Consider the following 26072-nt stretch of genomic DNA (forward strand, 5'->3'; position numbering starts at 1 on the left):
TCCCACTTTTCTCTCAAAGTTCTCCATATACTAACTTCCCACGGAATACGACCGCTTTTCTTTCTGGCGTACGAGCCACCGCTTCAGCAGAGCATGAGGCTTCTACAAAAACAAAGTCTGCTTCGTCGCCAACAGTTGGCCACACCACATCTCCTGTATCGGATAAAGGAGTAATTCCATTTGTTATAAACTTCAATGAATTGGCCAAGCCGCGTTCGTCACTTTTCCGATAAACTTCACTGTACAGTGAGGCTTTTTCTAGCAAATCTCCTGAGCCATATGGCGACCAAGAATCATAAAATCCGTCACATCCAAAATGAACATTAACACCTTGTTGATCCAGTAGTGCTACAGGTGGCATTGTTTTTGTAATTGGCACAGTAGACATAATAGCCATTCCGACTTCTGCTAATTCTTTTGCTATTTTCTCTTGCTGAGCAATTGGTGATTCACCCAAGTTAAAAGCATGACTGACCGCGACACGATTTTGCCATTGTGCTTGTTTTGTTAATTCAATTAGCTTTTCGGTCGTATAATAACCGACTTGTCCACTGTCATGTAGATGAATATCGATATCGGCATCGAATTCAGTCGCTATATTCATCATCATATCGAGTGACTTTTCAATGTTTCTATCGATACCAGCTGGGTCTAATCCACCAACCATTGTCGCACCTGAACGCATCGCTTTTTTCATTAATCCAGGAACATCTCCATTTAATAGCCCGTGTTGGGGGAACGCTACAATCTCGTAACTGAGCTTATCGGAATGAGCTTCTAATACCGAGCGTATGCCTTCTAGATTTTTAAGGCCAATATATGGATCAATATTTACGTGAGTTCGAATATGGGTCGCACCTTTTGACTGGAGTAATTGAATCATTGCAGTGGCACGCTGTTCCACTGTTTCAGAAAGCTCTTCTAGTTCAATTGATTCTAAGTTCAACCGCTGTTTTAAATTTGAAACAGGCTGGCAAGCTTTCCAGTCGAGCGAAAGATAAGTTTTATCTAAATGATTGTGCATTTCTTTAAAAGAAGGCAGGCCGAGTAGCCCTTTAGCATCCATCGTTTTTATGCCAGTTTCAATTGGTTCAGTCGCAAGTTTTTTTTCTGTGATTTTACCACCTTCAATCTTTAAGTGATAAAGGGCAGTGTGTGTTTCCAGTGAGTTGTTGGAGCTTGTACTAAGACCCTCTTCTAAAAGTACATTTTTTATCCATACTGCTGTACCCATCAAATTTCCTCCTTCTACCTGTTCACTGCATTTGCGGCAGTTTATTTTTGATTTCTTGCCCTTTAAAAAAGACAGCTTTTATATCAGCTCTTCTAGCAATTGCCTCTGCTGTACAGCTTGCATTAACTAGAATCATTGATGCAGTATCACCAATTTGCGGCCATACTCTTTCTCCTTGTTCATTAAGAGGCGTTATTCCACCTGTAGCGTATTTCAAAAGACGATTTAACGAATATTCATCGCTATATTTAAATCGTTCTGCAAGGACTCCTAATTTCCGAATCGTATTTCCAGTGCCGAATGGCGACCAGTGATCCGTAATACTGTCATGGCCAAGCGAAACCTTGATGCCCGCCTGATCAATTTTTGCAACTGGAATTGTTGGACGATTAATTGGAATTGTTGTCGTTATATCAATCTGACTTTCGCGTAATGCTGCAAGCGTTGATGTAAGAACGTCCTCTTCTAAGTCACCCAGAGCTATGCCGTGACTGATTGTTACACGACCTTGCATATTTGCTTGGTTTGTATAGTCAGCAAGTCGACTAAATGTAAAAGCCCCGAGTGTATCTGGGTCGTGAAGGTGCAAGTCGATGCCTTTATTGTGTTCGGCAGCTATATCAAAGACAGTTGATAAGGAACGTTCGATATGGCGATCTACGGTTGCTGGATCTACGCCGCCAACTAAAGTTGCACCGCTCTTCATCGCTTCTCTCATTAATTTTACTGAATCGCTTCTAAGCAAACCATGTTGTGGAAATGCAACGATATCGTAAGTGATTGTGTGTTTGTAGTTTTCAAGCGCTTGTACGGTTGCTTCAAGATTTTTCAATCCAATAATTGGATCGACGTTGCAATGGGTGCGTATATGCGTATGACCATTGCAAATTAACAACTTGATCATGTTTTCTGCTCGTTCTTGTGCAGTTGGTAGTAGTTTTGGTAATAGCTCTTTTTCTTCTTCTAATCGAGTGAAAATACCATTTGTTATAGGTGTACACGCTTTCCAAGGTCCGCTATAAAAAGTTTTATCGATATGAATATGCATTTCACGTAAGGAAGGCAGAAGAAGTTGATGTTCAGCATCGTATTTTTCTAAATAATTGTTTGGCAATTCGGTAGAAATAGACTTAATCTTACCCTTTTCAATTTCCAAATGGACAATTTCTGTTTCGGTTCCGGTAACGCGATTACCATCTCTTTTAAAACCTTTTTCCAATCGTACGTTCATTAACCAGTAATTTTTCATGTTTGTACCTCCATTGAAAAACAGAAAGAGCACTAAAGGCAGTGCTTTTTCTGTTTATTTTTTTAATATTATTCAGCTATTTTCACTTTATCGATCATTAAATAGTTTGCAGCATTTAACCAGTAGCCACTAACACTCTCGTTGTGCACTGCCATATGCTCGTAATTACGAATGGGTACGTATACGGCATCGTCAAGCTCTATTTGTGCTAGTTCTTCATAAATTTCTAATCGCTTGTTCTCGTCTGTTTCTTCACGTGCTGTTTCAATCAATTTGTCTACTTCTGGATTGCTGTAGTAAAAAGAGTTACCAGCAGGTCCTTGTGACGCCGTATGGAACAGGTTGTATTGATTGTAGTCGCCATCACCCGTCGCATTACCCCAACCGCTAATATACATTTGCTGCTCTCCAGCATTTGTCATTTCAATAAACGTACCGTATTCGACTACCTGAATTTCTACTTCAATGCCAATTCCTTTTAATTGAGACTGAATGACTTCTGCCATATTGATACGTTCTTTTCTATCGCTTGTCAGTAATGAAATTTTTAAGTCCTCTGCTCCAGCTTCTTTCAGTAATTTTTTCGCTTCGTTTAAATCGTATTCCGCAGGTTTGGTATTTTCACTATGGCCAAAAACTTTCGGGCTCATCGCCGAGTTTGCCAAAGTCCCTACATTGTTATATACACCTGAGATAATCGATTCGCGTTCGATAGCATGACTGATTGCTTTACGGACACGTATATCGTTCAACGGCGCTTTCTCGGTATTAAACCCGAGGAACTCTACTGCAAGACCTTCTGTACGTGTAAGACCCATCGTGCTAGAAGCTTCAATTCGTTCGATTTCAGTGACCGGAACTTGGTCATTAATATGTGCTTCTCCTGTTTCAATCATCGCTAGTCTTGTTGCATCTTCTGGTACAACTTTGAAAACGACCCGGTCAACATTTGCTTTTTCACCCCAGTATTCTTCATTTCTAGTTAGTGAAATTTCTTGACCACTCTTCCACTCTTCAAAGACAAATGGTCCAGTTCCAACTGGCTTATCTCTCAAGGATTCTGGATCTTCCGCTAATGCTTTCGGGCTTAGGATACTGCCTTCTTGGCTAGCTAAGATAGATAGTAGTGGTGCATATGGGTACTCCAAAAGCAATTGCACCGTCGTTGGATCTATTATTTTCACTTCTTTAATCATTGAAAATTTCTCGCGTTGTGGCGAACCTGTTTCTGGGTCTAGCAGACGGTCGAATGTAGCTTTAACCGCTTCTGCGTCAAAAGTAGCTCCGTCATGGAACTTGATTCCTTCATTCAATTTGAATTCCCATGTTGTATCATCAATCACTGTCCATTCTTTAGCAAGTGATGGCTGAAGTACGAAATCTTCATCTGGCTTTACTAAATTTTCATATACTTTCTGGTAGTTAATATTCGCAGATGGAATATCCGTGATGAAATGCGGATCTAAGTTAGTAGCATCTGAAAGTCGAACGATATTCAAAGTGCCTCCTGATGAGTTCCCACCGGCTGATACTTCTTTCTCCGTTGATTGTGCAGAATTGGTAGAACATGCTGCAAGTAGTAATAGAACAACTAGTAGCATAGAGCCTAATACAACGTGCTTAAAATTGTTTCTCTTCATAAAGTCTCCCTCTTTCTCCTTGTAATTTTGTTGCCTTTAACGATGAGCAGTACCCGTTTATCTCAAGCTCATTCTTAATGATAAGAGAATAGTTAGAAGATTTTTTACATTTTATCTACAAATAATTTAACTATTTCGACTACTATTGGTAATTCCATTTACTTTCAGTGAGATTCTGATAATTTGAAATAAATCGCCCTGCTGCTTCATGTTGATAAGCAGAAGCTTTTCAGTTAAAAATAATCAGTTTTGGAGGGATAGTATGAAAATTGAAATGGACAAAGAAAAACCATTACTTGTTACACAAACAATCGATCACCCGAGGCAATCCGTATTTGGCAACTTCTTGTCTGTCTTTATGGAGAACAAAGCTGCAGTTGTAGGAGGCCTCATTATTCTCTTCTATATCTTCATTGCAGTTTTCGCACCTGTTTTAGCTCCTTATCATCCACACGATATCAATTTGGACAATAAACTGATTCCTCCATCAATGGAACATTGGATGGGTACAGATGATAAAGGAAGAGATATCCTTAGCCGTATTCTTTATGGATCTAGGTTGTCGATGGGGGTAGGTTTTGCGGCTGTTATCTTTGGTGGATTTTTTGGTATCACTCTAGGATTAATCGCCGGATATTACGGCAAATGGTTGGACACTATTATTATGCGTTGCATGGACGTGCTCTTAGCTTTCCCAGGAATTCTACTAGCACTTGCAATCGTCAGTGCATTAGGACCAAGCCTAATCAACGTAACAATTGCAGTTGGAGCCTTTTCAGTTCCTCTGTTTGCACGAATAGTAAGAGGTTCTACATTAGAAGTAAAACAACTGGAATACATTGACGCGATTCGTTCACTTGGTGCAAGAGACGGTACGATTATTTTCAAACATATTCTTCCTAACATCTTGTCACCCATTATTGTTCAAGGAACATTACGAGTAGCAACAGCGATTCTGTCAGCTGCAGGTTTATCTTTCTTAGGATTAGGTGCTCAGCCACCCTCTTCAGAATGGGGAACGATGCTCAGTAGCGGACGAGATTTTCTTTTCACCGCTCCATATATCGCTATCTTCCCAGGTCTTGCTATCGCATTTCTCGTTCTTGGCTTTAACATCTTCGGTGATGGTTTACGTGATGCATTTGATCCACGTATGAAAAAATAATAATACTCATATAGAGGAGGTTCTTTCCATGCTCATGTTCATTTTAAGACGTCTATTCCAAACAATTCCCGTCATCTTCGGAGTGACGATCGTAGTATTCATCATCATGCAGCTTGTTCCCGGTGACCCAGCAGTCCTGTTAGCTGGTGAAGGTGCCACACAAGAAACAATTGAAGCGCTTCGAACACAACTTGGTCTTAACCAACCCTTGTACGCCCAGTACATTGACTATGTCACCAATATATTCCGCGGTGACCTTGGAACTTCTTTAAAGAACAATCAACCAGTACTTGATGAAATTATGTTACGACTGCCGATTACACTGGAATTGGCCATCTTTAGTACAATCATCACGATTGTTCTTGGAATGGCTGCTGGCATCATTTCAGCGGTAAAACCTTACTCCATTATCGATACGGTTGTAATGGTTATCGCCCTTCTAGGAATTTCTTTACCGAGCTTTTGGTTCGGTTTGATGCTGATGTACGGATTCTCCGTAAAGCTTCAAATATTCCCGGTAGCCGGTTGGGATAGTCTAGCGCACATTGTCTTACCTGCTTTCACACTCGGTGCAGGTGGTGCAGCTATCGTTGCGCGAATGACTCGTTCAAGTATGCTTGAGGTTATTCGTCAAGATTATATTCGGACTGCTCGAGCAAAAGGCGTGAAAGAACGCGTCATTGTTTACAAACACGCCTTACGAAATGCCTTGATCCCCGTTATTACAGTTATCGGTCTTCAGTTCGGAGCGTTACTGGGTGGGACAGTACTCGTTGAATCTATTTTTGCTATCAATGGACTTGGACGAATGATTGTCGATTCAATCAGAATGCGTGACTTACCAATGGTTCAAGGTGGCGTACTGGTCGCTTCCTTAGTCTTCGTAGCCGTCAATTTACTAGTAGATGTTTTGTATAGATTCTTTAATAAACGGATTGAACTAAACTAAAAGGCGGTGCATTAGAATGGAACCACGTGAAACTATTTTAGAAGTTAAAAATTTAAAAACTTATTTCCATACAAAGCGCGGCGTTAGTAAAGCCGTAGATGGTATCGACTTTTCTCTTAAAAAGGGAGAAACTTTGGGGATTGTAGGTGAGTCTGGTTGCGGTAAAAGTATTACGTCACTATCGATTCTTCGATTAATCCCAACTCCCCCAGGAAAAATTGAAGGCGGCGAAGTTTTGTTCAAAGGAAGAGATTTAGTAACTCTTTCAGACAATGAAATGCGCAAAATTCGTGGCAATGAAATTTCGATGATTTTTCAAGAACCTATGACTTCTCTAAATCCTGTAATTCCTGTCGGCGAACAAATTGCAGAGGCTATTCGCCTTCACCAGAAAATGAATAAAAAAGAAGCACGTGCGAAAGCTATCGATATGTTGAAGTTAGTCGGGATTCCTTCTCCTGAAAAACGTGCGAAACAAGAGCCTTTTCAATTGAGCGGTGGAATGCGGCAGCGTGTCATGATCGCTATGGCACTTTCTTGTAATCCCGAAGTGCTGATTGCAGATGAACCAACAACGGCTCTAGATGTAACAATTCAAGCTCAAATTTTGGAACTGATTAAAGATTTACAAACAAAACTAGGCATGGGCGTCATCATGATTACTCACGACCTGGGTGTAGTCGCAGAGACATGTAATAAAGTCGCAGTCATGTACGCAGGGAATATCGTAGAATATGCACCTACGCAAAATCTTTTTGATGAACCTAAGCACCCTTATACACGGGGGCTTTTAGCATCTCTACCAAAAATTGATGAAGACAAAGAAGAACTTTACACAATTGAAGGCAGCGTGCCAAGTTCTTACAGCATGCCTGAAGGATGTCGCTTCGCATCCCGTTGCCCGTTCGCAGAAGCCATGTGCCATCAGAAACAACCTGAACTTCTTGAACACCAAGATGGTTCGAAAGTTCGCTGCTGGATGTACTCAAACGAATGGACAGGTGAAAAACTACAAGAGGAGGTATTCAGCTAATGCAAATAATCGAAGAGAAAAAAGTCTTATTGGAAGTTTCTAATTTAAAACAATACTTCTCTGTAAAGAAAGATTCTATTTTTCAGCCAAAAGCATATGTTAAAGCAGTTGATGATATTTCTTTTGTCGTAAACGAAGGGGAAACGCTGAGCATTGTAGGGGAATCCGGTTGCGGAAAATCGACAACGGGTCGTGCGATTTTAAGACTTGATGAGCCAACAGATGGTAAGGTTTTATATGCAGGAAAAAATATTGTGGATTTGACCAAACAGGAAATGCGCGAACTGCGGGGTGACTTGCAAGTAATTTTCCAAGATCCGTTTGCTTCGCTAAATCCAAGGCAAACAGTTAAACAAATTCTTCGAGAAGCCATGACTATTCAAAAATCTGTCGAAAAACAATTACAACATGATAGAATGATTGAATTATTAAACTTGGTTGGTCTCCCAGGCGAAGCATTGAACCGTTACCCCCACGAATTTAGTGGGGGTCAGCGCCAACGAATCGGAATTGCACGCGCTCTTGCAGTCGACCCGAAACTAATCATTTGCGATGAAGCTGTATCAGCACTCGATGTCTCTATTCAAGCTCAAATTTTAAACTTGTTGAAAAAATTACAGAAGCAATTTAAGCTGACCTACCTCTTCATCTCACATGATTTAAGTGTCGTACGATATATTTCTGATCGTGTGATGGTCATGTACTTAGGAAAAATCGTAGAAATCTCAGACAAAAAAGATTTATTTGAGGTTCCTCTACACCCATATACGAAAGCTTTGTTGTCTTCAATTCCTGTACCAAATCCAGCCGTCAAGAATGAACGAATCTTGTTAAAAGGTGATGTTCCGTCTCCAATTAACCCGCCAAGTGGTTGTCGTTTTCATACACGTTGCCCTTTTGCTACAGATCGGTGCAAATCTGAAGAGCCTGCTTTAAGAGAATTGCGTTCTAACCATTTTGTTAGCTGCCATTATGCTGAGGAACTATTAGGATAAAGAAGTTCTTTATTAGTATTAACGAAATAATGTGATATAACTATTGAGCATTTCTGAATATTGGAGTAGGTTTAGGTAACAGCCCTCCAAAAACAGAGTGCTCTACTTTCATTCGCCCCCTCTCATTCCTAATACTCAGTAAAGCAAGGAGCAGTGCATGCGATGCTGACGATAGAAGCTTTTTCCCTTTATATTTTAATATGTGTACTTGCCCCACTTATAGGTGCCTTCACATTATTATTTTTGTTTGTTTTTGAAAAACGGATTGATTTGATTGAAAAAGAAAAGAATGAAATTGCTTTAGAGAACGAATTACAAAAAGCTCTCTACAATCAACTAAATCAAGAAATACAACCTCATTTCTTTTTTAATACCATGAATTCGATTTTAAGTCTGGCTCGACTTGAACGAAAAGAAGAACTGATTTATTCAATCGAGACATTCTCAAAGCTTTTAAAGCATAAATATAAAACAAACACTACATTCATTACGGTTGAGGACGAATTATCGTACGTCATTTCTTATTTAGATATCCAAAAAATTCGCTTTCGAGAACGGCTCGATTATCAAATCGATGTTGAGCCAGCTGTCCAAAAAGCCATCACGCTGCCTTTTTTAATTCAAACACTCGTTGAAAATGCCTTTAAGCATTCTTTCGAGAAAAAAGCCGGAAAAGCTGAACTTCAAATAGTCATCTCAAAGCAAGACTCTATGCTGTGCATCCTTGTTGCTAACAGTCTACCAAACGAAGAACAGCAACGTTCATCTGACGATGGGACCGGCCTTTCTAATATTTCTAAAAGGTTGAATTTATTGTTTCCAGATGATGAAAAATTCCTTGGCATAACGCATTCAAATGACTGGACGACCGTAAAAGTACTATTTCCACTTGTTTATCAAATAGATTTAAAGGAGTGAAGCTACTGATGAACATCCTGCTTGTCGATGACGAACCACTTGAATTGGAACAAATGGAGTATTTGATCAACAAGAATTTTCCGATGTGGGACATATACAAAGCTCAAGATGCTTCTCAAGCAATGAAAATAGTAAGCCACTCCGATATATTTTTAGCATTTTTGGATATCCAATTACCAGGTAAAACCGGACTTGAACTGGCCAAAGAATTGAAAGCCGTTTCCGATGCGGATATTGTCATGGTAACGGCTTATCAAAGCTTTGAATATGCTCATACAGCACTGCGGTTAGGGGTTGTCGATTACATTACAAAGCCAGTAATCGAAGAAGATTTAGTAAAAGTATTAAATAATTACTCACAACTCACCCATTACTCACACCAAATTCAACAATCGATTAAACTAATTCATCAAAATTATGAAGAAAAAATTACATTGCATTTTTTAGCAACAAAAATTCATATCAACCCCGCTTACTTAAGCCGAAAATTCCAAGAAGAAGTTGGCGTTGGATTTTCTGAATACGTAAATAATTACCGCTTAATGATGGCTAAAAAGATGTTAATCGATCGACCAGAAGCCAGCATCGGAGAAGTTTCCGAAAAATGTGGATTTAATAGCCAGCATTACTTCAGCCAGATGTTTCGAAAAGAGACTGGATTATCACCTAGAGACTTTCGACTAAAGGAGACCGGGCATTGAAGAAAAAAAGTTTTGATTTTTATATTCAAGGAGCTGTTCAGCTGGGAATTGCCTTTGGAGTTGTTAGCATACTGGCTAGATGGATTACGGGAAATACCATTCTCTCCTCTCCTCAAACACTCATTCGATAAGGTTTAATAGGAGGGATTGGCTATGCATTTATGGGTGGCCTTGCTTTGGTTCTTTTTGGCTTTGTTGCTCGGAAAATCAGCTATACTTTCACAGGCCAGATGACCATTGGCGATGTGCTAAAGCAAAAGCTGAATCCGTTCGGATACTGGTATATGATGATTCTGCTTTTTGCGATGGGAATCTATGCCCTGTTTATTCAAACCATGGGTGCCGGATTGCTGCTATATATCCTCTTTCCTTTTCCACTTTTCATCGGAATGATGGTTTTTTTGTTTCTATTGTTTTTGATCGGTGGAATTGGTGGTCTTTACCGAATCCATCAATTGGCTGGAATAAGTGTCATCTTAATTTTTGGAACGATTATTCTCATTCCTGTCTATTCGTATATGCACGAAGGGGTTACGACAATCTTTGAAGGCATTCGTCTTTATCATCCCTACTTATTATTTACAAAGAATAACGAATCGTTATGGTTTATTTCAACCGGTTTACTGGTGTTTTTTGGACAGATGATAACGGACCGAGCTACGTGGCAAAGAGTATTTATCATCAAGAAAGAAAAGGTTAAAATGGCTTTTGTCCTCACCGGAATGATTTGGTTTACGATTCCCATTGCCATCACTTCACTATTTTTGTTAGCAATTTCTGGACGTTCATTTGATAATCCTTACTCTCTTATTTTTGAACTGATTAGTATTTTAAATTCAAATGTATTGATTTTTGTTTTCGTTCTCTTTTGCTTTGCTGCTGTTTTATCTGCCGCTAGCTCAGAATTACACTCATTAAATACACTTTTCATTCGAAATGTTGTTGCTGAATTTAAACCATTGTCGACACAACAGCAATTCAAGTATAAAAATATCTTCTCTTTAGCACTGATTGCTGTCCTCTTTTTAGCAGCACTTTTCTTAACACCCTACCCTACTCAATTATTGTTTTTCTTTGGCAATATTTATAGCTCTATGATTTTCGCCATTCTCTATATCGTTTTCAGCAAAGGTAACGAAACGCTTCCTCCTGTTCTTTCTTCCTTTGTTGGTATCGTCGGTGGGTTTATTTCTTCTCCGTTTACGACTTACTTTGAATCGGTATGGATTAGTTTTTTACTTTCGGGAATTCTTTGCGGCTTGTTCCTTATAAAAAAAGCCATTCAACAACATTCCCCCGCGAGTTCAAGTTCGGAGGAGCAGCCTTATGACACAAATTAACCAAGAGACTAGCCCGCTCTCTTCAATCAATAGTGACTTACTTCCGACTGCTCTCGAAAGTCGTACGTGGAATTTCAGTAATTATTTTTCGGTTTGGATGGGATCTGTTCATAACATCCCGTCTTACGTTACGATTGGTGGTTTTTTTGCATTAGGACTTTCTACTGGCCAGGTTTTTGTGGTAATTTGCTGTGCGGCTCTACTCGTAGCGGTATTACTCGTTCTTAATGGTCATGCAGGAAATAAATATGGCGTACCATTTTCTATTCTTTTACGCGCTAGCTACGGTAGAAAAGGTGCTATTCTTCCAGGAGTTTTCAGAGGGATCATAGCAGGAATTATGTGGTTCGGATTACAAACCTATGCGGGGAGTATTGCTGTTTCAATTTTTATCGGTACATTCTTCCCAGGGTATCTAACACTCGGCGGCAATTTTCTTTTTCTCGGCTTGAGTTTATCTAGTCTACTTTCTTTTTTATTGTTTTGGCTCATTAATCTCTTGTTTATTTTTGCTGATGTTAATACACTCGGTAGGCTGACAAAAAGTGTGACAGTCCTCATCTTTATCGTCTTTGGTGGCATGTCCATTTGGTCAATTCAATTAGCTGGTGGAGTAGAGATGATTTTAGATTTCGAACCCTCTGGTGGCAGAGATGTGAGTTTATTTCTATTAGTTTCTTGTGTTTCTGCTATCGTTGCTACATGGGTTGCACCGATTTTAAGTGTTTCCGACATCACTCGCTATTCAAGCTCCAAACGAGCACATGCAGGTGGACAATTTATCGGTATTTTAGCCACTTATCTATTGTTTGCTTGCGCTAGTATCTCCATTATAATCGGCTCTGAAATTGCTTTTGGTGTTCCTGTCTGGAATGTGCTCGAAGTGGTCAATAATTTCGACAGTGTGTTCGCTGTCATTCTTTCGTTGACGACATTGGCACTTGCAACTTTATCCGTAAATATTGTCGGAAATGTGATTCCCGCTGCCAATCAATTAACAGCTCTTTTTCCAACTAAATTAAATTTCAAAAAGAGCGCGCTTGTCGTAGCGACTTTAGGCATTCTATTATTGCCTTGGAAGCTGATGGAGAACCCCACGAGCATCTTCATGTTTCTTAATATGGTAGGAGCGCTGTTAAGCCCTGTTATTGGGGTAATGCTGACGCACTATTACTTTATATCGAAAAAAATGATCAATCTAGATGCGGTATATGGAATTCGAGGAAAGCAACCGCTCGCTTCTTTTCAAGTTCCCGCATTACTAGCGACTATACTCACCGGGGGACTCAGTCTACTCGGTAGTAAAATTGCTGCACTAGAAGTGTTTTATACAATTTCCTCACTTCTCGGAATCATAGTCTCTGCTTGCTTATACATCACTTTCTATTCCATCCAAACAACTTTCAATTTTAAAAAAATTCAGTAAAAAAGAGAGGATGGCAGCCATCCTCTCTTTTTTTCTTTTAATTTAATTGTCCAGCTACGAGTGATCCTTTATGGAAAACAGCTGTACGTTTTGCTCGTCTCGCTACAGCCTCTGCAGCACATTTAGCATCTGCTAAGACAAAGCTAGCCACGTCACCTTTCACTGGCCATACCTGCTCTCCATTCGCTGTCAGAGGGGTAATGCCATCGGTTATAAAACGCAAAGCCTGAGACAGCGACAACTCGTCTGTCCAACGATTAATCTCCACTAACCTTCCGAGTCGCTCCAACACATCTCCGTTTCCTGTTGGCCACCAAGAATCATAAATATTATCATTCCCAAGTGAAACATTCACTCCTACATCAGCTAGCAAACTAACAGGTGGAATATTCCTGCCGATAGGTACACTCGAAATAATCGACACTCCTGCTTCTTTCAAAGACTCCGCTACTGCTCTTGCTTCTGAAGGGGTTACATCACCTAGTCCGAAGGCATGACTGATTGCTACTTTCCCTTGCCAGCCAGCTTCTTTCGTTAAGGCAGCCAAGCGCTTCATGGTAAATGTCCCTAAATGACCTGGGTCATGCAAATGTAAATCAATTCCGACGTTTCCTTCGACTGCTATATCCATCAATTGAACAAGCGACGCTTCGATATTCAAATCGACCGTTGCCGGGTCAACTGATCCTACTAGCCCTGCACCGTTACGTACTGCTTCTCTCATCAGCTCAACTGTATTGCCATAAAGTAAGCCATGCTGAGCAAATGCGACAATTTCCGAATCGACTTGCTGTTCATAATCAGCCAATGCAGTCTGAACCCCACTTAAATTCTCCAGTCCAACTTCTGGATAAATATCGACATGCGTCCTAACGGCTGTCGAACCGTGTGACAGCAACACATCTAGCAAATTTTTCGCTCTATCTACTGTGCTCATTTCAATCGATGCAAGAATGTTTTTTTCTATAGTGCTTCTTTCAATGACAGAAGTAGCAGATACGCAAGCGCGCCATGGTTCTCCCATATAAGTTTTATCAAGGTGAACATGTTTTTCTTTAAAAGCAGGTAACACGAGCAGTCCTTTACCATCCATCGTTTTTACGTCTTTTGGAAGTGCTTGTTCTGAGTCGATTATTTCTGCGATCCGACCTTCTTCAATTTTTAAATGTACCATTTTTGTCTCAGTAGCTCTTACTTGTCCATTTTCTTTCACATAACCTGTTTCGAGTAAGACTTTCTTCAATATGTACATGTTGAGCCTCCTATTATAAGTTGATATAAAATTTTATCTTTTTGACTAGATTATTTACGTATTTAGAGAAATTTATCGGTAAGGTTAATTTCTCGACAGTCTGTTATATATAGCTTGTTTTCACCTTACAAGCAAAAGGGGTATCCTTTTGGATATCCCTTTTTGCTTGTTATTTTATCGATACGTTATTGATTTCCAAATATCCAGATGGACTGATTTCAAAACCGCTGACATCTTTAGACATTGCTGCGACATTTTCGATTACGCGTATCGGAATGTATACCGCTTCTTCCATTTCAATTTCTTGTGCTTTTGCGTATAGTTCGATTCGTTTTTCAGAATCTGCTTCTTTTCGTGCTTCTTCAATTAACCCATCTACTTCGGAATTGCTATAAAATGATGTATTACCACTAGCTCCTATCGAGCTTGAATGCATCAAGTTATACTGGTTGTAATCAGCATCTCCTGTCGCATTTCTCCAACTAATGATGAACATTTCGGTATCACCAGAATGAGTGGATTCTACAAATGTTCCATATTCCATCACTTCAATTGTTACTTTAATACCTATTCCTTTTAGTTGTGACTGAACTACTTCCGCTAAACTAATTCTTTCTTTATTATCCATTGTCGACAATTTAATTTCGAGGCCATCTGAATAACCCGCTTCAGCAAGTAATCTTTTAGCTTCAGAAAGATTGTATTCATATGTTTCTAGTCCTTCGTGATAACCAAACACTTTAGGTCCTAATAGTGAATTCGCTTCTCCACCGACATTATTATAAACGCCTTTTCGGATTGCATCCATTTCGATAGCGTGTGAAACTGCTTGTCTTACTCTAACGTCGTTAAAAGGTGCTTTTTCAACGTTAAACGTAATATACTCAGTTCCAAATCCTTCACTTTGATAAACTTTAGAATTTTGAGAAGCATTGACCGCATCAAATTGTGCGATGGATAAAGGTTCAGCAATATGAGCTTCTCCCGTTTCAACCATTGCTGTACGCGTAGTTTCTTCTGGTACAACTTTAAATTCGACTCTTCCTACTTTGGCTAGTGTGCCCCAGTAGTCTTCGTTTCGATTTAAGATAATCACTTGTCCCGGTGTCCATGATTCAAAAACAAATGGTCCTGTGCCACTTGGTTCCTGTATGTCATCTCCGCCGAACTCTTCAATTGCCTTCGGGCTGATGATACCGCTCTCATGACTTGCTAAGATTGAAAGAAGTGGAGAGTAAGGCTCCGACAATAAAAATTGAACCGTAAAATCATCAATGATTTTTACTTCTTCTACCATCGACAACACGCCTGCTCGAGGAGAACCTACTTCTGGGTCCAACAATCGATCAAATGTTGCTTTTACAGCCTCTGCTGTAAAATCTGTCCCATCATGGAATTTAACATCTTGACGAAGCTTGAATTCCCACGTTTTATCGTCAAGCTGTTCCCAGCTTTCTGCTAATAGTGGTTGCAGTTCTGCGTTTCGATCACGGCCAACCAGGCCTTCATAAATTTTCCCATGAGTGACGCTCGCTGCATTGATAGTTGACATAAATTGCTGATCCAAACTTTCAGCATCTGAAAGTCTTGCGATAATTAACGTATCTTCAGAACCGGCAGCTTTTACTTCGCCATTTTCTGTTGATGCTGCTTTTTCTCCAGTAGAGCAACCAGCCAGAGACATAACAATTAATGCTGAAGCTATCCCGTTTCTTATCCATTGAACCTTGTTCAAATTATTTCCCCCTCATGTTTCGATTTTATTAGTTAATTATAAAAAATATTCTGACAATTAAGTTTCAGTATCTTTACTGATTTTTACACAATCTTTACTTAAATCTTTTCCAACTGAGTTAACTACAGAAAAAGAAGAGTTAAAAAGCTTTTCTTCTCCTAACTGTTGATAATCTCTTTCTAAATAGCCTTTTTTCATTTTTTTGAAATAGCACTGAGCTTTTGACTGAAGTTCTTTCAAATCAATCTGAGGGATTTGTCTATCTTTCATAACAATTTTCCCATTTATAATAGAAAGTTTAATATCTCTTCCCGACCCATTCATAATCATTGTTCGAATGGGATCGTCACTCACACCCATATGATAACCAGCTAAATCGACGACAATAATATCTGCTTTTGCTCCTACAGCTAACTTACCAAGGTCTTCTCTACCTAAAAATTTTGCACCACCAAGAGTGACCGCTCTGAAAAATTCAGCAAATGATGAACTTTCGACGTCCTTTTCATGCATGCGAGAAATCATACTACCTGCCCGAATGTTTTGGAAGATATCCGGAGGAAAGGTATCTGTACCAATGGCTACGTTAATGCCTGAACGTTTGTATTTCGCAAATGATTCTAGCCCGCTACCACGTCTTCCCATAATGACTGGACAATGGATGACAGTCGTACCGGTTTCATATAATATTTTTATATCGTCACCTTGTCCTGTTTCCGCTTCACTATAACCTGCAATAAAATTAGCATGTGGAATGCCTGTTTTCGGACCTAAAAACCCTAAATCTTTAAGGTATTGAATTGGTGTGACACCATGCTTTTCAACGATTGTGTGGTATTCGAAACTTCCTTGTGCAGCATGAAGTTTAATCGGAACTCCTAATGTCTCGCTATAGGCTTTAGTCTGTTTCAAACTTTCTTCTGTCTGGCATTCAATCCGCTCTGGCGCGAGCATTCCTTTCACTAAGTCATCATAAGTACCGTCAAACTCTTCTATAAACTTCACTGCACTTTCAAGACCTCTTCTTCCGCCATCTTCATCCCATTCTAAACGTATTGTTCCATCAGGTTGAACAACACGCATACCCGATTGATAGCTCGGTCCCAAATAGATTCTTAGCCCCAAAGTTCCTGCGTGGTTTGCGGCTGATGCTAATTCCTCATAAGTTTCTGCCCATTTTTTATAAAATACAGAAGTGATCGGCATTGCTGTCGTTATGCCGTTTAAGATTAATTGGGTATATGCATATTGAGATTTAAACGCCTCTTCTTCTTCTGTCATAACTTCTTTCGGACCATTTTTCATATATTTTTCAGACCATAATAGATTTTTTGATTTCTCTCCATCTGCTTCAATGTGAATAATGTCGTGATCAATATCGCCAAGTGCATTTAAATCAATAAACCCTGGGCTTATTACAGAGTTTCCACAATCAATCGTTTCATCTACAGGCTCAATGTAACTGGTCCCTACATAAATAATCGATGTTCCTTCATAAACGACTTCAGCATCTTTCAATATGACGTGATCTTCCCCATTGTAGCCAATAACATATGCGCCTTTTAGTTTTGTTTTCATGGACTTTCCTCCTCTGTAATAGTGAATACGTAATCCGCTTCATCAAATCGTTTTTCATCAACGTATGTGCGCGTCGATCCCCAGAAATATTTTGTGGGAGTCATATATTTCTCCAATCCTGCGCGTTTAATGGTTTCCAAAGCTTCGTCATTGGCTTCTTCAATGATTTTATTTTCTTCAACAGTCGTTACTTTCCGGTCAGTCATTAAAACTTTCCCATCAACAATGACATGATTTACGTCATTTCCAACTGCTTGGTAAACTAATCGATGGATATGCATTGTTTCAGGAGTTAAATGCGCTTGTTTCATATTCACCGTTATAATATCTGCTTTTTTTCCAACTTCAATCGATCCAAGCTCATCATCCCAACCAATACACTTAGCTGCGTCGATTGTAACCATTTCCAAAAGTTTACCGGGTGGTAAATAATGTTCATCCATCATCGTAGCCTGATGAATCAATTGCGTTTTTCGCATAGCTTGAAACATATCAAAACTAGTTGAAGGAGAGGTGCCATCTGTAGAAATAGCGACCGTTGCTCCCAGTTCGATCAATTCTACAATTGGAGTCCTTGCTTTCATCTGAGTGATACTCGCACTTGTACTGACATTGGTTCCGGTATCTGCTAGGATTTTCACTTCATCAAACGAAATTCCCCGGCAATGTTGCAAATGAACGTCTGGTCCTAACAAAGCATAATCCTTGTCTTGAATCGCCATATGAATCATTCCACCAAATGCATCTGAATGGATTCTTGTTTTATATTTTTTGGCAATTTCTCTAATTTTTCGCGCTTGGTAGCGGTCATGTTCTGTTAACTGATGTAATCTAGACGGGGGTGTAGGACCAGAACCTTCAATAGATGTCACAATGACAAATGGTGTAACGAAAGCTCTTGTTCTGTCGTTATTCGCATGGTTCAACGCTTCAACAACAGCTTCTGTTCCTTTTAATACATCCCTATATTCAACTTCTTTAGTAACTCTTTTGCCGTTAGCCCAGCGGCTGTATAGTTTTGGCCATTTCGGATTGGCAGGCCCAGTACAGACGACATTGCGAATTCCGACTTCGTTATAAGCCTTTGCATGATTTAATGCAAAAATAGGATCATCTGCTCGCGGTGTCGAACCTATAACGGAAACACCGGTAGTAATGCCGGCTTTTAATCGCTCTAATGCTGATACCTTTCCTTCGTGATACCAAAAATCGTCTGTCACATAATGATTGTATGTATTGGTCATAATGGGCATCCATTGTTCAAGGTTGTCCATGGCGATTGTTTTGAACATCGAATGGCCTCCGTGACCATGAACATCAATCAATCCAGGTAAAATACAGTGGTGCTTGCAATTAATTATTTGTTTAGCTTCGTATTTCACTTCCAATTCTGCAGTTAGCCCCACATCTAAAATTCTTCCGTTATGGATGGCTACTGCCCCACCGTAAATAATGCTTCGTTCTTTATTCATTGTGATCAGCGTGCCATTTATTAAAAGCAAATCAATCATCATGCCACTCCCCCTTTTATAGCGTTCTACTATCACGTTAATTATTCATTATAGAGAACAGCGGAATAATTTAATTGAGAGAATAATACAACTTTTTAAACTATTTATACCTTTTTCATATTTTAGAGATAAAAAACATTCTTTTTAAATTTATAGTTATATACAAAAATTCACCTTCCAAATCAATGAACGTGAGCAGTTTCTCAATATTTTTAATATCTTCCTAGAAAAATACAAACTAACTACCTCTATCTTCTCTATCAATTACAGACATCTATTTGAGAAATACAATTATTTTCTTACAGCTAACAATATTCTGAAATCATTATTTAAACTGGTTACTTTCTTTCTGAATTTGATAAAGAATTGCTTGGAATTTAATAATTTATGCCGTTTTCACTCAATATTCATAGGAATTCTAGAGAATTTCAGTAGACTAACGGATTCTCTTTGACAAAAAGTCGAGTTCATATAACAATGAGAATAGCATTAGAATAATTATAATAAAATAACGAAAATCAATTGAATAAATCATTTTTAACTCGTTATCCATAGTTGTTCTAAAATTATTAGGAGGTCATTATTTATGTCATTAATCGGGAAAGAAATCCAACCATTTAAAGCTTCAGCATACCAGGCTGGGAGCGGAGATTTTATCGAACTAACAGAAGAAAACCTAAAAGGTCAATGGAGTGTCGTATGCTTTTACCCAGCAGACTTTACATTTGTTTGCCCAACTGAGCTAGAAGATCTTCAAAACCAATACGCAACACTAAAAAGTTTAGGAGTTGAAGTGTACTCTGTGTCTACAGATACTCATTTCACGCACAAAGCTTGGCACGACCATTCAGATGCAATCGGCACGATTGAATACACAATGATTGGTGACCCGTCACAACGCATTTCTCGCGGCTTTGATGTACTTGATGAAGATGCAGGTTTGGCACAACGTGGAACATTTATTTTGGATCCAGAAGGCATTGTTCAAGCTGCAGAAATTAACGCAGATGGCATCGGTCGTGATGCAAGCACGCTTGTCGGCAAAATCAAAGCTGCACAATATGTACGCAACAACCCCGGCGAAGTTTGCCCGGCAAAATGGGAAGAAGGCAGCGAAACACTTAAGCCAAGTCTTGATCTTGTAGGTAAAATTTAAGGAGTGCAGGACATGATATTAGATACAGCAATAAAAGCTCAATTAGAACAGTATCTACAATTGCTTGAAAACGATGTGTTGTTAAAAGTCAGCGCAGGCACTGATAAAGTTTCTCGCGATATGATGGCATTGGTCGAAGAGGTATCTGCAATGTCTTCTCGTATTACTGTAGAGTATGCAGAGCTTGAAAGAACGCCAAGCTTTAGCGTCAACCGCCCAGGACAAGACACTGGTGTTGTATTTGCCGGTATTCCTTTAGGGCATGAGTTTACGTCTCTGGTTCTTGCGTTATTGCAAGTGAGCGGACGTGCGCCAAAAGTTGAGCAAAAAGTAATCGATCAAATTCAAAGCATCCAAGGCTCGTATCATTTCGACTCCTACATTAGCTTGAGCTGCCAGAACTGTCCTGAAGTTGTTCAAGGGCTCAACTTAATGAGTATTCTCAACCCAAACATCACACACACAATGATTGATGGCGCGGTATACAAAGCAGAAGTTGAAAGCAAAGACATTATGGCCGTGCCTACTGTTTTCTTAAATGGGGAATCGTTCGGTAGCGGACGTATGACACTTGAAGAACTGTTAGCTAAACTCGGCAGCGCTCCAGATGCCTCCGAATTTGCGAACAAAGAACCGTATGACGTGCTTGTTGTCGGTGGCGGACCGGCTGGAGCTAGTGCTGCCATTTACGCGGCACGCAAAGGTATACGTACCGGCATTGTTGCTGAACGCTTTGGCGGTCAAGTCATGGATACGTTGAGTATCGAGAACTTCATTAGTGTAAAAAAGACAGATGGCCCGAAATTTGCGGCAAGTCTTGAAGAACATGTGAAGGAATACGATATCGACGTTATGAACTTGCAACGCGCGAAAAAGTTGGAGAAAAAAGATTTTTTCGAGCTTGAACTTGAAAACGGTGCTGTCTTAAAAGGCAAAACGATTATTCTTTCAACAGGTGCACGTTGGCGCAATATTGGCGTGCCAGGTGAAGGGGAGTTTAAGAATAAAGGTGTCGCTTACTGTCCACATTGTGATGGTCCATTGTTTGCGGGCAAAGACGTAGCGGTTATCGGCGGCGGGAACTCCGGCGTCGAAGCAGCAATTGATCTCGCAGGTATCGTAAATCACGTGACTGTTCTGGAGTACAACTCAGAACTCAAAGCCGATTCTGTTTTACAAGATCGGCTACGCAGCCTACCCAATGCAACAGTCATCACAAACGCTCGAACTCAAGAAATTACCGGCAAAGATAAAGTAAACGGCATTTCTTATCTCGACCTTCAAACCGGAAACGTCAACCACATCGAATTAGCTGGCGTGTTTGTTCAAATCGGCCTTGTGCCGAATACAGACTGGCTAGGCGATTTGGTTGAACGCACACAGCATGGCGAAATCGTCATTGACCAACGTGGCGCTACCAACGTTTCAGGTGTATTTGGTGCGGGAGACTGCACCAACATTCCTTATAAACAAATCATCATTTCAATGGGGTCTGGTGCAACTGCCTCACTGAGTGCTTTTGATCACCTTATTAGAAGTGAAGTTCCTGTTTTGGTTTAATAACAAAGCAAAGGACGGTAGACAACTCGAATAGATCGAGTTGTCTACCGTCCTTTTTAAGTTAGTTTTGATCTTAGTCTCCACTTATTTCAATATCATTTTCACTCGCATACTGCTTTGTCCAATCACATAAGTCATGTATCAACGGGATTAAGCTTTCTCCGTACGCTGTCATAGCATACTTAACCGGAACTGTTGCATATACTTTTCTAGATATAATTTGGCTACTCTCTAACTCTTTGAGTTGCTCAGTAAGCACTTTTTGACTGATGTTCGGTATGCTTTTTTTAAGCTCACCAAACCGTTTACTGTCCTCAATCAAATACCAAAGGATCATCAGCTTCCACTTTCCACCGATCAAATCAATCGTCAGTCCTAACGAGCAAACATAGTTGTTTTTAACTGCCATTGTCTTTCTCCTTTTTCTCTTTCGTAGTCACTTTTTCGTAACTATACCACTAAAAAGTGCCGTATTGTTCTTTCGACGACTACTCTATATGATGAAACTTATCATGACGATAAAAATAGACAGGAGCGATAAATATGGCATACCCAAGAGCATTTTCACACATCGGTTTATCCGTTACAGATTTAGATAAAGCCGTCACTTTTTATAAAGAAGTGATGGGTTGGTACGTTATTATGGAACCATCTGAGGTAAAAGAAGAAAATGATACGCCTATCGGACAAATGTGTATCGACGTTTTCGGCGCTGGTTGGGGAACTTTCCGGATTGCGCACATGTCGACATCTGATGGCACAGGTATTGAAATCTTCGAGTTTCCTAACAGCAAAAAACCGGAAAATAATTTTGAGTATTGGAAATCAGGCGTGTTCCATTTCTGCGTCCAGGATCCAGACGTAGAAGGATTGGTTAACAAAATAGTAGAACACGGTGGTAAGCAAAGAATGCCCATTAGAGAGTATTATCCAAACGAAAAGCCTTATAGAATGTGCTATGTAGAAGATCCATTTGGCATTATCTTTGAAGTATATAGCCATAGTTATGAAATTACGTACTCTTCAGGAGCCTATTAAAAAGTTAAACGTAACGCCCCATTGCGAAATGCAATGGGGCGTTACGCTTTTCATTTCGCAAAACAAGTTAGTTTCCAATATAACTTGGACAAATTCGATTTCTTCCTGTTCGTTTTGCCGTATATAAACAGTCGTCGGCAACATCCACGATTTGCACTGTGTCGCTAACCGTTTCTGGATATGTTGCCGCTCCAATGGAAACCGTTATATGGATTTTTTCTTTCGGTGAAATTTGAAACTTATGTTGCTCTACTGCTGTTCTTATACGCTCTGCTGTTTCTATTGCATGTTGATGTGGACAATCTGGCAGGATGACGGAAAATTCCTCTCCCCCATTTCTAGAAACCACATCAAATGAGCGAGTACTGTTTTTCAACACTTCCCCCAGCTCAATCAAAATTTTATCACCAATCGGATGACCGTACGTATCGTTAACATGTTTAAAATGATCAATATCAATCATCAACAAAGACAATCTCTCGCCTTTCTCAGCAGCATTACTAATGAGCATATTCCAAACGCTATCGAATTGACGCACATTATTTAAACCGGTAAGAAAGTCAGTAGTAGAGTCTTTTTCATATTTCATCAATAAATATTGTGTTTTCCGTATGTATCCGACAAATACAACAGAGGTCAGTCCACCTATTGTCGAAACCAGCCAGTATGAAAAGATTAAGCTTTTTAAAACCGTAACGTCTTTCACTAAATATGAAATGACAATACTAAATACAATATTCGAAAAAATAATCATGAAAAAGCTTTGTTTGTATGCATTCTTCTTAAAATCAGCACTTTTACATAATTTATGAATGACGACGAAACCTAAAATTAAAATGGTCATTAAAATCATGGCTGCAATCGCAGATGTTGTAAATCCAAATATAAACCTAGTTAAAATAATTAAAATTGCACTAATAACAGCTTGAGGCACTCCTATAAAGATAATCAACAACATAACAGGTAAAAATCGCAAGTCAACCATTGTTTCTGTTGTTACTTGGATGGAAAAAAACATTAACAAATAGCCTAATAACCCTCCTGCAAAACCGTCTATTAACATTGAGACGATGCGATTTTCCCGCTCTAATTTAAGCTTCATTCTAATTTGCAAATAGATAAAAATTAGCGAAACCATTATACAAAGATTTACAAATAAATCAGTCAATATCATCGACAAAATAATCCTCCCTAATATCCTCAAATCCATATTTAATAATTCTTACTAAGCCAGACCTTATCCTAAAAAACATATAGCGATTCAGAGAAGGTAAAAATGGTTAAATAATCTCTAGTACAGCTCAGCCTCTTAACTTATTTGAACTCGTTACTTGAACTAAAATTGCTATACAAAAAGAACCAATAATGTCACTATATATAAAATTTCGTTAGCCAAAACAACCCAATAATTCAAAAAACTAAAATGCATTGGGCTATTTAACTTTTCAAAAAAATGATTTCTCACTAATTATTTTAAACTATTTGTCTCTATCACGATACTCCATACCTCTTTCTTTTACATATATTGCACATTATTAGAATCTATTGATTAAGTTAAATTTTATTATAGAAGACTATTAAGCTTAGGATTCACTTATTAAGTGTGAAAATCTTAGTTGTAGCAACACCTTTGAAATCTTTAATATTAAATAGGAAAGTTAATTCATTTTAGTTCAACGTATTTCATCTTAACAGCGCGGAAATTACATTTCCCGAAAAAAACCCATGCTATTTGCGTCTGGATTTGGCTGCGATCAACCTGCTTGGAGTTTAACCTCCAAATCATTTAAAAAAGATTATCAAGTTATTTTATTTGATTTTGTGGGACTTGGACTTTCAGATGTTAAGATATATGATTCTGATAAATACAGTAAACTTTCCGGGTACGTACAAGATGTATTTGATGTGTGTTCAGCATTAAATTGAACCGACGTTATATTAGTTGGCCATTCTGTGGGGGACCACAATTGGGATGCTTGCTTTTCCACCGATAACTGGTTGATTTAAAATAAAAAAATGCTTGAAGTTCAAGCGTTTAAGGCTGGAGATAAACTCGAATCCTCCGAGTGTCTACAGCCTTTTTGGTATTGAAAATGATTACTCTAGTCGCTAGTGTGTAGTAGATAAGTGAAGCAGGAAAATTGACTCTCATCTCTCGTTTTTGTTATGGTTCTCAGTACCAATCGGGAGACATTAAAATGTTTCCGATAAAATAGGAGGCTCTTACATGAAAGCAATTGTTATTGATCAATATGGAGAAAAAAACGTATTAACAGAAAGAGAAGTCGAAAAACCATCTATTCAAGAAGACCAAGTACTTGTTGAAATTCACGCAACATCTATTAATCCAATCGATTGGAAAGTACGTGCCGGATACCTTAAAGACATGCTGCCATTTGAATTTCCAATCATCCTTGGATGGGATGCAGCAGGAATCATTGTAGAAAAAGGAAGCAATGTAACAAACTTTGAAATTGGAGAGCGCGTCTTTACTAGACCCGCAACGACAAACCAAGGAACATATGCGGAATACGTGCCAGTAGATGAGAATTTGCTTGCTAAAATGCCAGCTTCAATGAGCTTCGAAGAAGCTGCTGCGATACCACTCGCTGGACTAACTGCTTGGCAATGTTTAGTTGACTTTGCAGGCGTGAAAAAAGACGATAAAGTTCTTATTCATGCTGGAGCAGGTGGCGTGGGTAACTTTGCGATTCAAATCGCTAAATCTTTAGGTGCTTATGTGACAACAACAGCCAGTGAAAAAAATGAAGAGTTTGTAAAATCACTAGGTGCAGACCGCGTAATTAATTACAAAACAGAAGATTTCAGTGAAATGCTTGAGGATTATGACTTTGTCTTAGATTCAATGGGTGGAGAAGTACAATCTAACAGCTACAAAGTATTAAAACCAAAAGGTAAACTCGTTTCAATTGCACAACCACCAAACGAAGAAGAAGCAAAACAATATGACGTTGAAGCAGCTTTCTTATGGCTAGACCCTAAGGGTGAGCAACTGCAAAAGCTAGCAGACATGTATGATGCTGGAGAACTAAAAGCAATCGTTGGAGAAACTTTTGCGTTTACTGAAGAATCTCTGCAAGAGGCACACGCGTTGAGCGAAACACACCATGCTCGTGGAAAAATTGTTATTACGTTAAAATAATTCTTTTAACACCCTTCAAAAAGCAGCGTCCGTCAATAGACGGATGCTGCTTTTTTCGGTTGGGTGATCCTTCTTATTTAACAAAATTCCATACCTATATGAGGGGGCGTACTCTCCGCTAGTTCTAATTGGTCCTCAGAGAGAAATGCTCCAACGGTTAATCCATGCCTCCAATGATGACTTTGACCGAGCGATTCACCATCAGCTAATTGTTTACCGGCTTCATCATATAACACCAATCTCGCTCCATCTTGGTCATTGCTTAACGTTAAGACAATTTCTTTCGTTCCATTTTGATCCCCATCAATAATCGCAAAGCCACTTGCTTCTATATTGGTCTCCAAAAACACCATGATTATATCGAGTAGATGGTTGCGTTAGCACAAGGATTTGGTTTTTGTCATCCATTAACAAATTTGAATCAGGAAG

The 26072-nt window shown here is 39.2% G+C and carries 23 protein-coding genes; 13 read left to right on the forward strand and 10 right to left on the reverse strand.

Going from position 1 to position 26072, the window contains the following annotated elements; genetic code table 11:
- Positions 1-13: 13 nt before the first annotated feature.
- From BBI08_RS16470 to BBI08_RS16480, 3 genes are all read right to left on the reverse strand, one after another.
- Positions 14-1234 carry an amidohydrolase gene (locus tag BBI08_RS16470; protein ID WP_008497590.1) on the reverse strand — a complete coding sequence of 407 codons (1221 nt, stop codon included), beginning with the start codon at positions 1232-1234 and terminating at the stop codon, positions 14-16.
- A gap of 22 nt (positions 1235-1256) precedes the next feature.
- Positions 1257-2483, reverse strand: coding sequence for an amidohydrolase family protein (locus BBI08_RS16475; protein ID WP_008497591.1), 1227 nt, complete (start codon positions 2481-2483; stop codon positions 1257-1259).
- 68 nt (positions 2484-2551) lie between these two features.
- Complete coding sequence (locus tag BBI08_RS16480; RefSeq protein WP_040850801.1) at positions 2552-4123, reverse strand: glutathione ABC transporter substrate-binding protein; 1572 nt, start codon at positions 4121-4123, stop codon at positions 2552-2554.
- Between the two features lie 262 nt (positions 4124-4385).
- Here BBI08_RS16480 and BBI08_RS16485 point away from each other — a divergent pair, with 262 nt between their 5' ends.
- The 9 genes from BBI08_RS16485 (at position 4386) to BBI08_RS16520 (ending at position 12650) form a co-directional block, all read left to right on the forward strand.
- Complete coding sequence (locus BBI08_RS16485) at positions 4386-5288, forward strand: ABC transporter permease (RefSeq protein ID WP_008497593.1); 903 nt, start codon at positions 4386-4388, stop codon at positions 5286-5288.
- A gap of 28 nt (positions 5289-5316) precedes the next feature.
- Positions 5317-6237, forward strand: coding sequence for a nickel ABC transporter permease (gene nikB, locus BBI08_RS16490; protein ID WP_008497595.1), 921 nt, complete (start codon positions 5317-5319; stop codon positions 6235-6237).
- A gap of 16 nt (positions 6238-6253) precedes the next feature.
- Positions 6254-7270, forward strand: a complete 1017-nt coding sequence (locus BBI08_RS16495) for an ABC transporter ATP-binding protein (RefSeq protein ID WP_008497596.1) — start codon at positions 6254-6256, stop codon at positions 7268-7270.
- Entirely contained in the window at positions 7270-8265 is a 996-nt protein-coding gene (locus tag BBI08_RS16500; protein WP_065528351.1) for an ABC transporter ATP-binding protein, read from the forward strand. The genes BBI08_RS16495 and BBI08_RS16500 overlap by 1 nt, the downstream gene beginning before the upstream one ends.
- Before the next feature lie 162 nt (positions 8266-8427).
- Positions 8428-9183, forward strand: coding sequence for a sensor histidine kinase (locus BBI08_RS16505; protein WP_065528352.1), 756 nt, complete (start codon positions 8428-8430; stop codon positions 9181-9183).
- A gap of 8 nt (positions 9184-9191) precedes the next feature.
- Positions 9192-9884 (forward strand): response regulator transcription factor, encoded by a 693-nt coding sequence (locus BBI08_RS16510; RefSeq protein WP_065528353.1) that lies wholly within the window; start codon positions 9192-9194, stop codon positions 9882-9884.
- Complete coding sequence (locus BBI08_RS17380) at positions 9881-10015, forward strand: hypothetical protein (RefSeq protein WP_257785801.1); 135 nt, start codon at positions 9881-9883, stop codon at positions 10013-10015. The genes BBI08_RS16510 and BBI08_RS17380 overlap by 4 nt, the downstream gene beginning before the upstream one ends.
- Before the next feature lie 30 nt (positions 10016-10045).
- On the forward strand, positions 10046-11224 hold the full coding sequence (locus BBI08_RS16515) for a sodium:solute symporter family transporter (RefSeq protein ID WP_237146556.1): 1179 nt from the start codon (positions 10046-10048) through the stop codon (positions 11222-11224).
- The gene (locus BBI08_RS16520; RefSeq protein ID WP_065528354.1) at positions 11211-12650 is read left to right on the forward strand and encodes a cytosine permease; all 1440 of its coding nucleotides are present in this window, start codon (positions 11211-11213) and stop codon (positions 12648-12650) included. The genes BBI08_RS16515 and BBI08_RS16520 overlap by 14 nt, the downstream gene beginning before the upstream one ends.
- A 37-nt stretch (positions 12651-12687) precedes the next feature.
- Here BBI08_RS16520 and BBI08_RS16525 read toward each other — a convergent pair whose 3' ends face one another.
- From BBI08_RS16525 to BBI08_RS16540, 4 genes are all read right to left on the reverse strand, one after another.
- Positions 12688-13902 carry an amidohydrolase gene (locus BBI08_RS16525; RefSeq protein ID WP_008497599.1) on the reverse strand — a complete coding sequence of 405 codons (1215 nt, stop codon included), beginning with the start codon at positions 13900-13902 and terminating at the stop codon, positions 12688-12690.
- 169 nt (positions 13903-14071) lie between these two features.
- Positions 14072-15586 (reverse strand): glutathione ABC transporter substrate-binding protein, encoded by a 1515-nt coding sequence (locus tag BBI08_RS16530; protein ID WP_051041691.1) that lies wholly within the window; start codon positions 15584-15586, stop codon positions 14072-14074.
- Positions 15587-15694: 108 nt separating this feature from the next.
- A complete protein-coding gene (locus tag BBI08_RS16535; RefSeq protein WP_065528355.1) occupies positions 15695-17215 on the reverse strand; it encodes an amidohydrolase family protein in 1521 nt (506 codons plus the stop codon).
- The gene (locus BBI08_RS16540) at positions 17212-18726 is read right to left on the reverse strand and encodes an amidohydrolase family protein (RefSeq protein WP_051041692.1); all 1515 of its coding nucleotides are present in this window, start codon (positions 18724-18726) and stop codon (positions 17212-17214) included. Before BBI08_RS16540 ends, BBI08_RS16535 begins: the two co-directional genes overlap by 4 nt.
- A gap of 586 nt (positions 18727-19312) precedes the next feature.
- Between BBI08_RS16540 and ahpC the strand changes: the two genes are divergently transcribed.
- Together ahpC and ahpF are read left to right on the forward strand one after the other, a co-directional pair.
- Entirely contained in the window at positions 19313-19882 is a 570-nt protein-coding gene (ahpC, locus tag BBI08_RS16545; RefSeq protein WP_008497605.1) for an alkyl hydroperoxide reductase subunit C, read from the forward strand.
- A 12-nt stretch (positions 19883-19894) separates the two neighbouring features.
- Positions 19895-21442, forward strand: coding sequence for an alkyl hydroperoxide reductase subunit F (gene ahpF, locus BBI08_RS16550; RefSeq protein ID WP_008497606.1), 1548 nt, complete (start codon positions 19895-19897; stop codon positions 21440-21442).
- Between the two features lie 73 nt (positions 21443-21515).
- On the opposite strand, the gene BBI08_RS16555 is transcribed toward ahpF, so the two are convergent.
- The gene (locus BBI08_RS16555) at positions 21516-21851 is read right to left on the reverse strand and encodes a winged helix-turn-helix transcriptional regulator (RefSeq protein WP_008497607.1); all 336 of its coding nucleotides are present in this window, start codon (positions 21849-21851) and stop codon (positions 21516-21518) included.
- 134 nt (positions 21852-21985) lie between these two features.
- On the opposite strand from BBI08_RS16555, the gene BBI08_RS16560 reads away from it, so the two are divergent.
- The gene (locus BBI08_RS16560) at positions 21986-22480 is read left to right on the forward strand and encodes a lactoylglutathione lyase family protein (RefSeq protein ID WP_008497608.1); all 495 of its coding nucleotides are present in this window, start codon (positions 21986-21988) and stop codon (positions 22478-22480) included.
- Positions 22481-22547: 67 nt separating this feature from the next.
- Here the strand turns inward: BBI08_RS16560 and BBI08_RS16565 are convergent, their stop codons facing one another.
- Entirely contained in the window at positions 22548-23582 is a 1035-nt protein-coding gene (locus BBI08_RS16565; protein ID WP_237146557.1) for a GGDEF domain-containing protein, read from the reverse strand.
- Between the two features lie 1125 nt (positions 23583-24707).
- Here BBI08_RS16565 and BBI08_RS16570 point away from each other — a divergent pair.
- Positions 24708-25643 (forward strand): NADP-dependent oxidoreductase, encoded by a 936-nt coding sequence (locus BBI08_RS16570; protein ID WP_065528356.1) that lies wholly within the window; start codon positions 24708-24710, stop codon positions 25641-25643.
- A 77-nt stretch (positions 25644-25720) separates the two neighbouring features.
- Here the strand turns inward: BBI08_RS16570 and BBI08_RS16575 are convergent, their stop codons facing one another.
- Positions 25721-25996: a hypothetical protein gene (locus BBI08_RS16575; RefSeq protein ID WP_008497612.1), complete on the reverse strand. Its 276-nt coding sequence runs from the start codon at positions 25994-25996 to the stop codon at positions 25721-25723.
- Positions 25997-26072: the final 76 nt, after the last annotated feature.

The sequence above is a fragment of the Planococcus halocryophilus genome, from assembly GCF_001687585.2.
In the GTDB taxonomy this organism is placed as follows: domain Bacteria; phylum Bacillota; class Bacilli; order Bacillales_A; family Planococcaceae; genus Planococcus; species Planococcus halocryophilus.